Genomic DNA, 15,219 nt, shown 5'->3' with positions numbered 1-15,219 from the left:
TTTATTGTTTCAAAAGCGGCATTTGGTTGTTGGGCTTTTCATAAGGAACATTGTCTGTTCTAAATGGTAAGGCAGGCAATCCATCTGAGTTAAAAAGATTGGCTTCGTGTATATTTTTAAAACAATATCGTATAGCTGTAACTTTTAATAAGTAATCAGCTTTAACAGTTACCTTATTACCCTCTAAATTTGCAGTGGCGGGATAAAATTTAACGCCATCTTCACTTAATTCAAACCCATTTAATAAACTTCCCTTAATTTTTAAACCTGTACCTATATTGCTATAGCTAATAAATGCTTGATTAGCTAAATATTCTATTTTAGAAACATTGGGACCATTGATGATGCCTTTATCTTTTTTATAAACTTCTTTTAAGGCTAGTAATGAAAGGCGATAACCTACCTCTTGCTTATTGCGATAATGTATGTTATTAATCACACCAACATCTCCTGTTCTTGCCATAAAAACATGAGACATAGCTAGAACTTTTGTTTGCTGTTCTACCAAAAAACCTAAAGAATTCTCGGTTCCCCAAAAATATTGTTTTGTTCGCTGTAGATAATTAAATGGGGCTATTTGTACATAAAGAAATGGTAATTTTTTTTGATTTAAAGATGTTCTCCAGCCTGAAACTAATTTCTCCATTTTTTGAGCATAATCTCTTGGATCATTAATGTTATTTTCTCCTTGACACCATACTACCCCCTTTACCGTATAATTTTTTAACGGGTGAATCATCCCATTATATAAAACAGAAGGATAATTTTCTGTCATTTTCACTTTGACATCAGTAATTTTTTGAAGCTTTAAAACTTCGTTTTCAAAAATATCTAAATCTTTGGCACTCATCCATGCCTCAATACAAGTGCCGCCCCAACTAGCATTTATAATTCCTATTGGAACCTTTAAATCTTTTTGAAGATTAAGTGAGAAAAAATAAGCTAAGGCAGATATTTTTTTAGCATTCTCTTGATTTGAAATTAGCCATTCGCCCTTTTGGGTATCGCTTTCTGTACGGGCTATAGCTCCTTTAACAACAAATTGTCTAATGAATGGGTAATTAGCATTTTCAACTTCCTCTTTAAAATTTGTAACCCCATTATAGCCTTTTGAATTGCTATCTAAAGGAAACTGCATATTAGACTGTCCGGATGCTAGCCATACTTCGCCTAAGTAAATATCTTCTATATCAATTTGATTGTTTTTGCCTTTTACAGACATTTTGTATGGCCCGCCATGAGCTGGGGTATTTATTTCAACTATCCAATTACCTTTATCATCTGTTACGGTTTTTACCGATTTTTTCAAAAAAGAAGGTATAATTTCTACATTTTCATTTAAAGATGCTTTTCCCCATATTTTAACTTTTGCATTTTGTTGTAACACCATGTGGTTGGTGAAAATACTGTTGACCGATACTTGAGCTTTTAAGATAACGGGGCTACAAATTATCAATATTAATAAAACTCTTACTTTGATAAAAATCATGATTTGAAATTTCTTTTTTTTAGAAATCTGTGAACTAATTGATTGGTTATATTAGTGATGTGTTAAAAAAGTAAAAGCACATTTAAATAATTAGATGTGCTTTTTTAAAAATAATGAGTACAATTAATTTGTGATAAGATTATATATAAATTATAATCATCACTTAAATTAAGGTTCAACCCTAATTGTAATCTCTTTTAAAACACTTTTAAAAGTTTCTAAATTACCTTTTGAAGCCAAAAATGATACTTTGTAAGTTCCGGGTGTATTAAAAATACACTTTTGTGGCAGTAATCGCTGATTAATATCTTTTATAGCTTCTCCTAAATCTTTGGACACAAAACTTAAATCAGCCGGACGAGCGATCACCCAAGCATCATTATTTGGAGAGTTTGCCCCACCGCCTGTAAACCTAAGCCCAGTTGCAGAAACTGTCCAAATGTTAGTTTTATTAATCATACTGTATCTTCCCCAGGCAGCATCCGCTAAATTCATAATTTCGAAAACTCTATTATTTACGGTGTTTTTAACTACAAAATCTCTTAAAGTCCAAGTTGCTTGTGCTGTTGTACTGGTATTATCAGTATATCTAAATGCGAAATAAACTTTTTTATTGAGGTCTCTAAAATCAGTTAAATCTACCACACCAGATGCGGTATTATCCAACCCGGATGATAAAGTAACTCGATTGGTAATATCCACCCAAGTGGCATTTACAATACTGGCAGAATCTGATATACCGGTAAAATTAGTGGACGCTAAAAACTTTAAGGTGTTTGGCTTATTATTTTGTAGGTAGGAAGTAAATTGAAGTTCTACCTTACCATTACCAGATTTACGATCTTTAAATTCATATTGCTTTCCAATTTCACCAGAAAAAAAAGTGATATTATCTGGATTACCGGTAAAATTAAAAGTTACTTCTTCACCTACTTTTAAAGTGGTTTTGGGTGCTGTAACATCAAATTGAAGATTATCTAATTGATATTTTTCACATCCAAATAGCGCAACACAAAACAATAATGCTATTAAATTTAACTTTTTCATATCTAATAAATTAATATCCTAAATTTTGAACTAGGTTAGGGTTACTAGTTAATTCTACTAATGGAATTGGGAAAAGCACATTTCTAGGAGTTGCATTTAAACCCGATTGGGCCAAAAACTTCCAAGTTGCTGGGGCGTTATTGGTAATATCATCTGATACTTCTCTTAAAGATTCTATATAAATTCCCCATCTTTTTAAATCATGTAAACGGATAGTTTCAAAAGCTAATTCTCTTGCTCTTTCATCTTGAATAGCCTTAAAAAATGTGATTTTAGGATTAGTAGTTGGCATAGCTAAATCGGCAGCTGCCGGATTAATAGGCGTTAAAACAGCAGTAGCAGTTGCTCCGGTTCCGGCGGTTACACCGGTAATAGTAACCGTTGGCGCCGAGGTATAAAATGCTCCGCCACTCACTAATCTAATCCCTGTAATTCTACCTGATGTAAGGATAGCATCGGCGTAAGCCATATCTCCGCCACCGCCAGAAAATGAAATTGTATGGTTAGCGTTATAGCCAGTTCCTTGGGTTACAATATTAATTGCACTAATTCTACTACCTGTTCCCATGGCTCTTCTTCTCACCATATTAATTTTATCTAAGGCGTCTTGTGTTGGTCCGTTAAGTTCGTTTTCTGCTTCTGCATACATTAATAAAACATCAGCATATCTTAATAGTGGGAAGTTTGTAGAAGTATTGGCTCTGCTTCTTGGTAGTAAAGTTTCATACTCTCTTCTCCATTTTGCAGTAGCTCTTTCGTAAATTTGAGTTGCGGTATGCAAAACAGGTAAACTGCTTGTACCAACATATCTATAAGCGGCAATACTTACATCTCTTCTTAAATCGTTAGGGTTTTGCTGGTATAAATTGTAAAGTTTAGCCGTTGTATGATAATTATCGGTACAAAAACCAGGGTAAGCCTCGTTAGTTGAGAAAATGCCTGTCAGTATTCCTAATCTTCCGCCTAAACTTAAATTGGTAGTGTTGGTATTGCCAAAAAATTCGACTTCCCACATGCTTTCTCTATTATCGTACAAATCTTGATTATGATTAACAAATATTTGTTTATAGTTAGGATTTAAACTGTGTAAACCAGATTCTATCACTTTTCCGGCCCATAATTTAGCATCAACATACTTAGAAACATCTCTTAGTGGCGCACCAGCCATGGTTAAATAAACTCGAGCTAACATACCTTGAACCACCGTTTGTGTAACTCTTCCGCTATGTGTAAAAGCAGAAATAGGTTTTACCAATGTTTCCGCCTCTAGCATGTCTTTTGTTATTTGAGCATAAACTTCTGCAATAGAACTTCTTGGCAAGGATACGTCTTCTGCCCTATCTGGTGATTGAGATGGTTTTAATTTTAATGGAACGCCTCCAAAATGATCAACCAATAGAAAATAGTAATAGGCTCTTAAAAATAATGCTTCTCCTCTTATTACTTTTTTACCCTCATCACTAGCTGTGGCTTTATCCATGTTTTCTAACAATAGGTTAGATAAATTAATGCCGTTGTATAAATTACCCCATAAGCTGCTAATAAGTGGAGCACTGGAGTTATAAGTTAGAAATTCAAAACCGGTTGAACTGGCTGTATTGTATCTCCACAATGCTTCATCACTTGGATGAGCTAATGAAGAATTTAAATTACCGCCGTACATAGAACTTCCTCTTAAAACACCATATATGCCATTTAAAGCAAAATTTAATTGCTGCTCAGTGTTATAATAATTTTCGGGTGAGCTAAAATCGGTTGGATTTAATTCTAAAGATTTATTACATGAAAGCGTAATAAATGCTAAAGTTGTGAATATAAAAATCTTTATCTTTTTCATCATTGCTATTATTTATAAACTAACATTTAAGCCTGCGGTAATGGTTCTGGCTCTTGGATAAGCAGAAAAATCGAAACCTGGTGTTCTAACAGAGTTTCTTGTAGAAACCTCAGGATCTAAACCAGAGTAGTTTGTCCAAGTAAAAAGATTTTGGCCAGATGCAAAAACTCTTAACGACTTTAAGCCTAGCTTACTAAACAACTTTTTATTAAAAGTATAACCTATGGCTGCTGTTTTTAATCTTAAATAAGAGCCATCTTCTACGGTACGAGATGAGTAAACAAAAGGACCAGATCCTCCTGCTGCATTTAACTCATTGGTTTGATTGGTTGGGCTCCATCTGTTTTTATAGGTATCAAACTGGTTTAAATTGTATCTTCTGTTACCACCTTCAAAAACAATTCTGTTGGCGTTAAATAAATCATTACCGTAAGACCATTGAAAGAAGATGTTTAAATCGAAACCTAAATATCTAAAGTTATTACTAAAACCACCATTGTGTATTGGGTAAGGCCTGCCAATTACGGTTCTATCAGCATTATTTACAACACCATCTCCATTAATATCTCTGTACTTTACAAAGCCTGGTTGTATAGAGGCTCTAGGGTTACCATTTGTTGGAATATTAGCCTTCAATAAATAAGTACCATTTGGCAATAAATCGAAGTCATCATATTGATAATTACCATCCCATATATATCCGTAAATACTTGATATAGGCTGGCCTACTACAGAAATGTATGGCGCAGCACCTCCATAATTAGAATCCCAATTTACATTGTTTTGAAGACTTGTTTGGTTACTATATAATTCTAACAAGCGGTTTCTGTTAAACGAAATGTTAAAGCTTGATGTCCAAGTGAAATTTTTAGACTTAACGTTAACGGTATTTAAAGCAAATTCTAAACCGTAATTACTTACTTTACCTACATTAATAAAGGCACTTGTAAAGCCAGATGAAGGGGGTATAGTGGCGTTTAACAATAAGTCAGAAGTTCTTTTCTCGTAATAATCTACTGTTAGGGCTACTCTTTTCTTTAATATTTCTATATCTAAACCAATATCAAATTGTGCGGTACTTTCCCATTTCAAATTATCGTTTCCAAACGCACTCGTTATAATACCAATTTGCGGTTGGTTACCAAAGGAGTATCCTGTACCGTTATTGATAACTAAGGTTGATTGATAAGCAAAATCATTGACTCTGTTATTACCTGTAATACCGTAACTGGATCTCAATTTTGCGCTATTCACAATTTTTAACGCTTGCATAAATTTTTCTGATCCTAAATTCCAGGCAAAAGCTGCTGATGGAAATACCGACCATTTTTTACCCTCGGAAAATCTAGAAGATCCATCAGTTCTAAAACCTGCATCAAAAAAGTATTTACTTTTGTAAGCATAAGATCCACTTCCTAAATAGGAAGCTAAACTGTACTGAGAAGATGTAGAAGTAATGGTTTGCGCCGTTCCTTCGTCTAAACCGCTACTACCTAAAGTTTCGTTAGGCAACAGAATTGCCGAAGCCCCAAAAGAACTATAAACTACTTTTTGGTAGTTAACCCCGCCTATTAAAGTTACCTTATGTACTTTAGAAAAAAGCTTTTTGTAGGTTAAAATATTCTCGTTTAAGAGATTTTTATTGGTTCTATTAATTACAGAGCCATTTACGCCTACGCCTGTTGCACTAAATCTACTACCTGAGCGAGTGTTACTGTTGTTAAACACATCTGACTGTGAGTTGGTTAGTGTGGCCCCGCCAGAAACTTTTAAAGACAGATTGGAGTTAAAATCATAAGTTAAGTATAAATTATTGGTAAATACGCTATTTCTATTTTCTCTTAAAGCGTTTTTAACGTTAATAATAGGGTTAATTCTTAACTCGGCAGCAGGATCTACCGCTTCATCAAATAATTCTTCAAAGAATTGGGTATCATTAATGTTTCCTGTAATTGGTCTATATCCCCATACACTATACATTAAATTTTCTGATGGACTGGTATTATTTGCTTGGGCTACAAATGTTCCATAAGTTTTGGTGGCCGAATAATTACTATTTAACGCCAATTTTAATTTGTTATTAATGTTTTGATCTAATCTTAAACGCCCTTGCTGTCTGTTAAAACCAGAATTTATAATTAAACCATCTTGCCCGGTTAATGAGCCAGATATAGAATACTTTGTTTTTTCTGTACCGCCTCTAACTGATAAATTATGGTTTAAAAATAAGGCATCTCTTAATAAAGGTTGTTGAAAATCAAAACCATCTACATCTCTAAAACTTTCTAATGTTTGGCCGCCAGTAAAATATTGAGAGGCAGTTATAGAAGGGTTTAATTCAAATTGATATTTCACAAACTCATACGGACTAAGCATTTTTTGAAATTTCAAGTTCTCTTGAACTCCAGCATTTACATCATAAGATATAGTTGGCGCCCCAATTTTACCACTTTTAGTAGTAATTAAAATTACCCCGTTAGCTCCTCTAGAGCCATATTGAGAGGTTGAAGACGCATCTTTTAAAACTGTAATTGACTCTATATCAGCCGGATTAATGGTGTTATTATTGCTTTCTTCTAGCGGAAAACCATCTACCACGTAAAGAGGTGAGTTTGATTGTGTAACAGAGCTTGGACCTCTAATCACAATATTAGGTGCTTCACCTGGTTGCCCATCATTAGATGAAACCTGAACACCCGCTACTCTACCTGCTAGTGCATCTTCAAATGATACAACTGGCGCAAGCAAGATTTCTTCCATGCTTACCCTAGCCACAGCACCACTAATTTCGCTTATTTTCTTATCTCCATAACCAACAACAATAACTTCATCTAAACTTTCTTGGTCTATTGTTAAATAAATATCTAAAAAACCATTTGTGAAATTTGATGATGATATTGTTTGAGTTTTAAAGCCCAAATAAGATAACATTATAATATCCGACTTTTTTATTCCAACTAATTTAAACTTACCGTCAATATCAGAAGTAGTAGCTTTATTGCCATTTTTAATGTAAATACTTACGCCTATTAAAGGGGTTTTATCTATCTGATCTCTAACTATCCCGCTAATATTTAAATCTTGCGCATTAGAATTTTGATAACAGAAAAACAAACTCAAGAGCACAAAAAGGCTTGCCTTGTAAAATTGTTTCATACTTGGAAATTAATTGGTTTAGGTTTATAAAAAAATCAATAAATAGAAGAATTGTTTCTTCTAGGTTTATTTTAATTTATAAATCAAATCTAAAATCAAAACTCATTAAAACACATGGCTGAGAAATATTTCTTATTTTGGGAACACTCCCAATTATGGGAGTGTTCCCAAAAAACTTCTTACAACTAAAAAAGCCTAAGATCAAATAGGTTTTGAACTTAGGCTTAGATGAATTAGTTGTTTAGTTTCCGTTTTAAATTTTCATTAATTAAAATTTATTTCAATGATTATTTACGTTTACCTAAAAACAATATTAATAATGTACTAGTAGCCGCGGCTTAAAATAGATTGATAGATTTTCTTAAATTGGATATTCTTATTTTTTTAATACTGATAACTTATTTACACCTCCAAATTTTAAGATAACCCAAGCTAATGGATGTAAAAAAGCCATAATTAAAAACCATTGAGCATAACCATTGCCTCTAACTAAATTCAATACAGGATCTATAAGTACATGCATGCCTTGATCTAAAAACCCGCCTGTGGCTTTAGAACCTTGGGTTACCATAGCTGCTACAATCATATTCATGATGATGCCACCAATTGTGCTTCCGGCTGCTACTACGCTAAAAACAGTTCCTAAAGAATGTTTTGGAACTACATCTACCACTAAAGAAGTAATATTGGTAAGCCATGCTAGGGATGCTAAAACCGTACAAAAAGTTAATACCATGGATAAACTTAAACCCGTAACATTTGCTATAAATGGTGATAAAGGCATGATGCAAGCACAACCTAACATTACCCACAACCTGCTATTGGCCGGTGTTGAACCACGTTTGATGATTACACCAGAAAGTACTCCGCCTAGTAAACTTCCTATTCCTGCTGCTGCATAAATTAGCCATGTTATTTTTAACTCTTCTTGATTTAGCCCTCTATCAGCAGATAAATATTTTGGAAACCAAAATTGATAGAAATACCATACTGGATCTGTTATTAAACGACCTACTAGTAATAACCACGTTCCTCTAAAAAGAAGAACTTGTTTCCAAGACCATGCATTCTTAGTTTCTAAATCATCTGGGCTTTCTTTAGCTTCAGCTTCCTGAAGCATTTGTAATTCTGAAGTAGTAATGAGTTTGCTCTTCTCTGGTCTGCGATAGGCTATTATCCATGGGATGAGCCATAATAGCCCTATAAATCCTGTAATGATAAAAGCCAGTCGCCAACCAGTACCTTGCCCTAATAGATTTGCGATAACGGGCATGGTTTCAGTATAAGCATGCGTAGCAAGTGGTATAACTATATATGGAGCTAGAGTTGCGCCAATAGTAGCACCCATGGTGTATAAACCTATGGCAACACCTCTTTCTTTAGCAGGAAACCACTCGGAAACTGCTTTACTTGCCGCTGGCCAAACACCTGCCTCACCAAGTCCTAGCATAAATCTATAAACGCCTAAAGAGGTTACGCCTCTAGCTGCAGCGGTAAACATATTGGCTATAGACCACCAAGCAACAAAAACTACCATACCTGCTCGGGTTCCTATTTTATCAGCTATTCTTCCTGAAATAAGGTAAGCGATGGTATATGCAACTAGAAAAATATTGATAACGTTTGCATAATCATTATCATCCATATTTAAATCTTTCTGTATGGTTGGTGCTAAAGCAGAAAGTGTTTGCCTATCTACATAATTTAGTACTGCGGCAAGAAATAACAATACTACTATCCACCATCGCATTCCTTTTATTTTCATGATAATTATTTATTGTTATCTATTAGATATATGTCTTAAACAAAAATTATTTACTTCTTAGATTCTAATTAAATCTGAATTAAAAATACAAGCCTTCTTCTTCCATCCATACTTGGAGTTATATTAATTGGTTTTCGAATAAAATCTTACATAATCAAAATAACAAGCTGTATTGGCGGTAGCTGTATTTCTAGCAATCATTGATAACCAAATGGCGGTATCATCATGCGGATATTTACTTGCAGGGTATGAAATGGTATTGGTTAATTTACCATCAATATAAAAAGTTACTTGATTCTCTTCCCAAAGCATCCCATAAATATGATAATCTGCTGATGGATCAAAATTGAGCGGTAATTTAATACTGCCTTTTAAAGTGATGGGTTTGCCTGATGAGTGCTGAATTACATTTTGTCTTATTTTAATAATGCCGTCTGGTTTATCGTATTCAGAATCTCTTTCAAAAACATCAATTTCTGTAGCTCTTGTTTTGTCTTTGGTATTATAGGTCCAAAAAGATGAATGCCAAAATGGACCATCTTGAGTTTTCACTCGAGATTCATAATAGCCATATCTAAAATGAGCTTTAGAAATCACACCGCCGCCAGAATTTATACCGCCAGCTTTGGGGTCTTTAAAAACTCCTTTTACCAATAAAACCCCGTTATTAATAGAAACATTATCTTCTAGTTGATTTGAAGAGTATCCCCCACCAATTTTAGCGGCTAACCTATAATCCCATTTAGTAATATCCAAGCTTTTTCCTTCAAACTCATCATTAAAGGATAATTTATATCCCTGAGGTACAAATCCTGACGGCACTTCAGCCTTAGATTTTTCATTAGCTATTTTATTCTCTGATACCTTTTTTGAACAACTTGCTGTTAAAAAAACAAGTCCCAAGCAAAACTGAGGAATGTAATATCGTTTCATAATTATTTAAATATGGTTAAATCCCAATTGTCTTTCCAGATGATCTCTGGTTTTCCGTCTTTAAAGGTTAACGGAAGCCATATATACAATCCATTAATTGGTTCATTGGGTTTCCAAACATCAATCATGGCAATGTAAGCGTCCTTTTTTCCTTGTACTTTAATGATATAGGAAATTTGTCCGCCAAATGTTTTCTCAGGCCCTAAACTATTATGTGGATTAATGCCTTTAACCGGATTTCCTAGGTTTGTATATTTACCAGTAACCGCATCTGTTACATAAGACCTTGCCGCATTGGGTTCCCAACCACTAGATCCAGAACCTATCAAATAATATTTACTGTTATGAAAAATAACAGCTGGCGCTTCTGTATGCTTTTCTATTCCATCGGCTAAATGATAACTTTTTGGTACCGTGAATAAGTAATCATCACGTAGTTTGCCTATTACAAAAGTTTTATCAGGTTTTCTTACTGTAAGGTGATAAACGGTGTGATCTTGATCTTTAAACATCGAGAAATCTCCTGAACCAAAATCAGAGTCGGCACCTAAAAATTTATGTTGAAATTTAAAAGGACCATTTGGTTTATCTGCGGTAGCAACACCTATATAACCTTTTAAATAACCTGTTCCTTTAGGATAAAATTTAAAAAAGGCGTTAAACTTTTTAGTTTTTTTATTAAAAATAACTTTAGGTCTTTCTAAAATACAACCGTAAGCAATCTCACTTTTGGGGTCGTCAAAATTTACTGATAATACCAAGCCTTCATCACTCCAATTCAAAAGATCTTTAGAAGAATAACAGTGTATACCGGCATCAGCCATTTCTTTTTCTGATTTATTAGGTAATTTATGCTCACCGTACCAATAATAAGTTCCTTTGTGAAATAAAACGCCTCCACCATGAGCATTTATAGGAATTCCATTATTATCTAACCACGGTAAACCTGGTTTAAATTGGTTGTTTTTGTTTTGTTGAGCTACTGCTTGATAGGAGCTAAAAAAGTATATTATTATACCCAACAATAAAATATAACCTTGATTTTTTCGCATTAGTTTTTAATAAATTTAAGCCCTTTTGAGGATGAAGAGTTATTGTAAATAATTATATAATAGCCTTTTTCTAAATCAGAAACATCAATTTTCTTGTTAATGCTGCCCACTTCTAAAGGATAATCAGCATGTGCTTTACCATCAATACCTATTATTTTTAACCTGCTGTTTGGGTTTGCAATTGGGTATGAAACCGTAACTTCTGAAACTGCCGGATTAGGGTATAAGCTAAGACTTTGATTTTTAAAGTTATTTAAATTGGCAAATTGAATGTAACTATAAGCAATAGTACCATCAAAATCAATCATTTTTAAACGATAATAATGCGTTTCAAAAGATGCAAAATCATCAGTAAAACTATAATTACTCCCACTAGTTAACCCCGCAGATTTAACTTTAGAAAGCTCTTTAAAATCACCATTTCCCACTTTTCTTTCAATAATAAAATGACTGAAATTTATCTCTGAGCTAGTTTGCCATTTTAAAACTACTTTATCATTTACATTTTTAGCCGTAAAGCTTTTAAGTTTTACGGGAAGCACATTTGCAATAGAACCATTAATACCAAAAGAATTAACATTTGTTAAATCTCCTAAGTAAAAATGGCTAAATTCATTGTTAGTAGCTCCCCATGGTATAATTCTAAAGTTTACTGTTTTATTAGGCGATACATTTTGAAGTTCTGAAATGCCTGAAATATCTATAACTGGTAGGGTGAAATTTGATGTTGTGGATGGTCTTATAATATTTAAAACCGTTATATCTTTAAAAGCTTCGTTTCCTATGGCATACTGGATAGAATAATTAATAGGCCCTAGTGATGATATCCTAATTTTAAATGGATTTATTTCTGTGAAAGACACAAAGTTATCTGCCTTTGGTGTAAAACTAAAGGTGAAAAACTTGTTACCAGTGATGCCGGCATCTGGTCCTGTTAAATCTAAAGACCATGCTCTTGCTCCCCATAACCTATCAGTTGTTGCAGTAACATTAGTTACACCACTCCCTTTAATTAATCCAGAAGAATTTAAAGATGAATTTAAAAAAGTAGGCGCCATGGCTTGTGTACCGCCACCTGTTTGATTGAAAAAATTCCATGAAGCCAACTCAGTAGTTGCGCCGGTTTGTATTGTTTTAATTGTTCCTTCAAAACCTAAAGAATTTGAATTATTGTTAGCAGTAACATTGCTCCCTATGTAAAAAACACCTGTAGAAGCTGATGTTGCGCCGAAAGGAATCATCCTAAATTTTACCGTTTTGCCGGCAGCTACATCTTGTAAATCAGGAAATATTGAAAGATCAACATCATCTAGAAAAAAAACAGTAGTAGCACTTGGTCTGTCAACAAATAAAGTAGTTATTCCTTTATAAGCACCATTATCTATGGCGTATTGTAACTTAAAATAAATAGGCCCTGTAGAGTTGGTAATGATCTTTAAAGCCCCTAATTTGCTTAATGAAAAACTTTTATTTGCTTTCGCCGATATATTAAAATCAATGTATTTACCTTGAGAAATAGCAGGACCAACATCTATAATTTCTGTTGACCAACCAGAGCCTCCCCATATATTAGTATTGGTACTTGACGTTAAATTCACCCCTGCCCCTCTAACAAAACCACTAGTTTCTAAAGCCGAATTTAAGGTGGTAGGCATAATGTTCTGTGCACCAACTGATGGTTGGCCAAACACATTCCATGCAATTAATGGGTTAACCAATGCAACCCTAGGTGTTGCTATTTTATGATTAGCGTAGTATTGACCCAAATAAGTAAGCCCCCCATCACCATCAAACAAAAGTGATTTACCTAATGGACTTGTATTATCAGGAGATATATTGGTTTTGGAAAACCAAGAAAAACGATGTACAAAACTATATTCTGGTGTTTCTAAAGCCGTTAAAACAGTTTTCATAAAATCAAGAACCTGTGGTTCTGAATATATATTTGGTCTTGAAGGCGTAGCAGACCAATCAGCAATGGCAAATTCGGTTATCCAAATTGGTTTATTGTACAACGCATAAACCCTATTTAATAATGCTAAAAAGTTTGCCGCATTTGGACCACCATACCAATGTAAAGTAACAAAATCTACCCTATAATTTAAGGCGTTTGCCCTGCTCATAAACTCAGTCATCCAAACCCCTTCGGCATTGGTTGCAGCAGGGCTACCCAAAGGAATACCTAAATTTACCATATTTGGCCATGCTGCAATTGCTTGCTCAACTGTAACATTACCTTGTTCAGCAGCATCAGGCTCATTAAAACCTAATAAATGCGTAAAGTCTCCAGCTCTGTATGCCGAATCTAAATAAGTATAACTTGAGGCACTAGGATTACCAAATATCATGGGTACAAATTCCACACTTACTGGCTGTAAACTACTTTTTCTTAAGTTCCAGCCATAATGCCATGTAGATTTTGTTAAGCGCAGTTTTAACGAAAAATCAGTAGTGCTTACGCCTAAACACAATCCTTTTTTAGTTGATTGTGCATTTACCAAGAGGGAATTGAAAGATAAAATCCCCATTAAAAAACTTAAAATGGTGTATTTTACATTATTATTAATTCTCCGCATGATAATAGAGTTGAATTTAATTTCAAGTATGCTGATGGTTATAAATTGATTTGATCTGGTTAGAATCTTTAAAGCAAAAAGTTTATAACGGAAATGGAGATTGGGATAAATCGCCATTTCCGGAACCAATTAATAAGATGCAAACAAGCATCTTACACTAGTTTTCTTTTAAAAACTTTAAATAATCGAGCTTTGCGCCATTACTTTCTAATAAAAGAACAAACTGACCATTGTTAAGTTTACTCAAATCTAACTCGATATTACTTGTACCTTTTTTTAACTGCTGATTGATGACTACTCTACCAGATAAATCAATAACTTTTAAATTTGATGTTATTGACAATTCTTTAAAAGCCACTTTAGCATTTTGATTAACTGCTGGATTTGGCCAAATTGATAGCGCTTGATTTGAAGAGATTAAGGCTTCATCAATCACATCACTGTATTCAAAAGTTCCATCTTTATCAACCATTTTAAGTCTGTAATAACTGGTTTCAAAAGAAATATTTTTATCAGAAAAACTATATAAAGTTTTACCATTACCACCTTTTGCAGCCACTCTACCTATTTCTCTAAATTCTGAGTTTTGATCTCTTTTCTCTACTGAAAAATAATCGAAATTCACTTCAGACTCTGTAGTCCATTTTAAAAATGCCGCTTGGTTTTGGATAGAAGAGGTGAAAGAGGATAACTTAACTGGTAAAGTGACAGGACCATTTACTGAAAAAGCTGTTGTATTGGTGCCATGACCAAAGTAAACAAAGTTAAAATCTGTAACTGCTGGAGAACCTGCATTAAAAGGAACAATTCTAAAATATACCGTTGTTGCGCTTGTTACACCTTGCAAAGCTGTTATAGCAGAAAGATCTGTAGCTGGAATAGTTTGATTACCTGAAGTAGTAGGCCTAGTTATACTGTGAGTTGTAATATCTGTATAGGCGGTTCCGTCTAAAGAATATTGCATCAAATAACTAATTGCACTATTTGACGAAAGGTAAAGCGAAATAGCAGATATACTACCAAATGAAAGTGTTTTAGTAGCTGCTGGTGTAATGGCAAAAGTAAAGAAACGAGGAGTACTAATAGCGTTTGCTGATGTACCAGCGCTAGTTTCGCCTCCCCATCTGTTTGATTGAGCGGCTATAGCTGATGCAGTACTTAAATTAGCACTTCTGGTTAAACCTTCAGTTGCAACAGCATCGGCAGAAAGTACAGTTGGAGCTAATGGGCTTACGCCAAAACCTGACTGGCCAAACATGTTCCAAGAGGCATAAACTTGTGCCTGAGCTCTAGAATTAGAAAATGCCAATGCTATAAAGAGCATTAAGCTTAAAGCGTTGAATTGTAGAAATTTTTTCATGATT

Annotated in this window: 9 protein-coding genes; all 9 read right to left on the bottom strand. The window is 34.0% G+C overall.

Going from position 1 to position 15,219, the window contains the following annotated elements; translation table 11 throughout:
* Nucleotide 1: 1 nt before the first annotated feature.
* The 9 genes from FA046_RS12525 to FA046_RS12485 all read right to left on the bottom strand — a co-directional run bounded on the left by FA046_RS12525 (nt 2) and on the right by FA046_RS12485 (nt 15,215).
* Nucleotides 2-1,489, bottom strand: a complete 1,488-nt coding sequence (locus FA046_RS12525; RefSeq protein ID WP_136826860.1) for a sialate O-acetylesterase — start codon at nt 1,487-1,489, stop codon at nt 2-4.
* Nucleotides 1,490-1,657: 168 nt separating this feature from the next.
* On the bottom strand, nt 1,658-2,536 hold the full coding sequence (locus FA046_RS12520) for a DUF5017 domain-containing protein (protein WP_136826859.1): 879 nt from the start codon (nt 2,534-2,536) through the stop codon (nt 1,658-1,660).
* Nucleotides 2,537-2,546: 10 nt separating this feature from the next.
* Nucleotides 2,547-4,376 carry a RagB/SusD family nutrient uptake outer membrane protein gene (locus FA046_RS12515; RefSeq protein WP_136826858.1) on the bottom strand — a complete coding sequence of 610 codons (1,830 nt, stop codon included), beginning with the start codon at nt 4,374-4,376 and terminating at the stop codon, nt 2,547-2,549.
* A gap of 9 nt (nt 4,377-4,385) precedes the next feature.
* On the bottom strand, nt 4,386-7,529 hold the full coding sequence (locus FA046_RS12510) for a SusC/RagA family TonB-linked outer membrane protein (RefSeq protein WP_136826857.1): 3,144 nt from the start codon (nt 7,527-7,529) through the stop codon (nt 4,386-4,388).
* A gap of 376 nt (nt 7,530-7,905) precedes the next feature.
* Complete coding sequence (locus FA046_RS12505; protein ID WP_136826856.1) at nt 7,906-9,294, bottom strand: MFS transporter; 1,389 nt, start codon at nt 9,292-9,294, stop codon at nt 7,906-7,908.
* A gap of 123 nt (nt 9,295-9,417) precedes the next feature.
* Nucleotides 9,418-10,227, bottom strand: coding sequence for a glycoside hydrolase family 16 protein (locus FA046_RS12500; RefSeq protein ID WP_136826855.1), 810 nt, complete (start codon nt 10,225-10,227; stop codon nt 9,418-9,420).
* 2 nt (nt 10,228-10,229) lie between these two features.
* On the bottom strand, nt 10,230-11,279 hold the full coding sequence (locus FA046_RS12495) for a family 43 glycosylhydrolase (protein WP_136826854.1): 1,050 nt from the start codon (nt 11,277-11,279) through the stop codon (nt 10,230-10,232).
* On the bottom strand, nt 11,279-13,855 hold the full coding sequence (locus FA046_RS12490; RefSeq protein ID WP_169303366.1) for a glycosyl hydrolase: 2,577 nt from the start codon (nt 13,853-13,855) through the stop codon (nt 11,279-11,281). The genes FA046_RS12495 and FA046_RS12490 overlap by 1 nt, the downstream gene beginning before the upstream one ends.
* A 157-nt stretch (nt 13,856-14,012) precedes the next feature.
* Entirely contained in the window at nt 14,013-15,215 is a 1,203-nt protein-coding gene (locus tag FA046_RS12485) for a T9SS type A sorting domain-containing protein (protein ID WP_136826852.1), read from the bottom strand.
* Between the last annotated feature and the right edge of the window lie 4 nt (nt 15,216-15,219).

Origin of the sequence: Pedobacter cryophilus, assembly GCF_005116455.1 — a bacterium.
GTDB lineage: Bacteria > Bacteroidota > Bacteroidia > Sphingobacteriales > Sphingobacteriaceae > Pseudopedobacter > Pseudopedobacter cryophilum.
This window is presented reverse-complemented; position numbering and strand designations above follow the sequence as displayed.

Bases quoted from the DNA above. Each gene is read 5' to 3' on its own strand.
- FA046_RS12525 (WP_136826860.1), bottom strand. From the start codon at position 1,489: ATGATTTTTATCAAAGTAAGAGTTTTATTAATATTGATAATTTGTAGC.
- FA046_RS12520 (WP_136826859.1), bottom strand. From the start codon at position 2,536: ATGAAAAAGTTAAATTTAATAGCATTATTGTTTTGTGTTGCGCTATTT.
- FA046_RS12515 (WP_136826858.1), bottom strand. From the start codon at position 4,376: ATGATGAAAAAGATAAAGATTTTTATATTCACAACTTTAGCATTTATT.
- FA046_RS12510 (WP_136826857.1), bottom strand. From the start codon at position 7,529: ATGAAACAATTTTACAAGGCAAGCCTTTTTGTGCTCTTGAGTTTGTTT.
- FA046_RS12505 (WP_136826856.1), bottom strand. From the start codon at position 9,294: ATGAAAATAAAAGGAATGCGATGGTGGATAGTAGTATTGTTATTTCTT.
- FA046_RS12500 (WP_136826855.1), bottom strand. From the start codon at position 10,227: ATGAAACGATATTACATTCCTCAGTTTTGCTTGGGACTTGTTTTTTTA.
- FA046_RS12495 (WP_136826854.1), bottom strand. From the start codon at position 11,279: ATGCGAAAAAATCAAGGTTATATTTTATTGTTGGGTATAATAATATAC.
- FA046_RS12490 (WP_169303366.1), bottom strand. From the start codon at position 13,855: ATGCGGAGAATTAATAATAATGTAAAATACACCATTTTAAGTTTTTTA.
- FA046_RS12485 (WP_136826852.1), bottom strand. From the start codon at position 15,215: ATGAAAAAATTTCTACAATTCAACGCTTTAAGCTTAATGCTCTTTATA.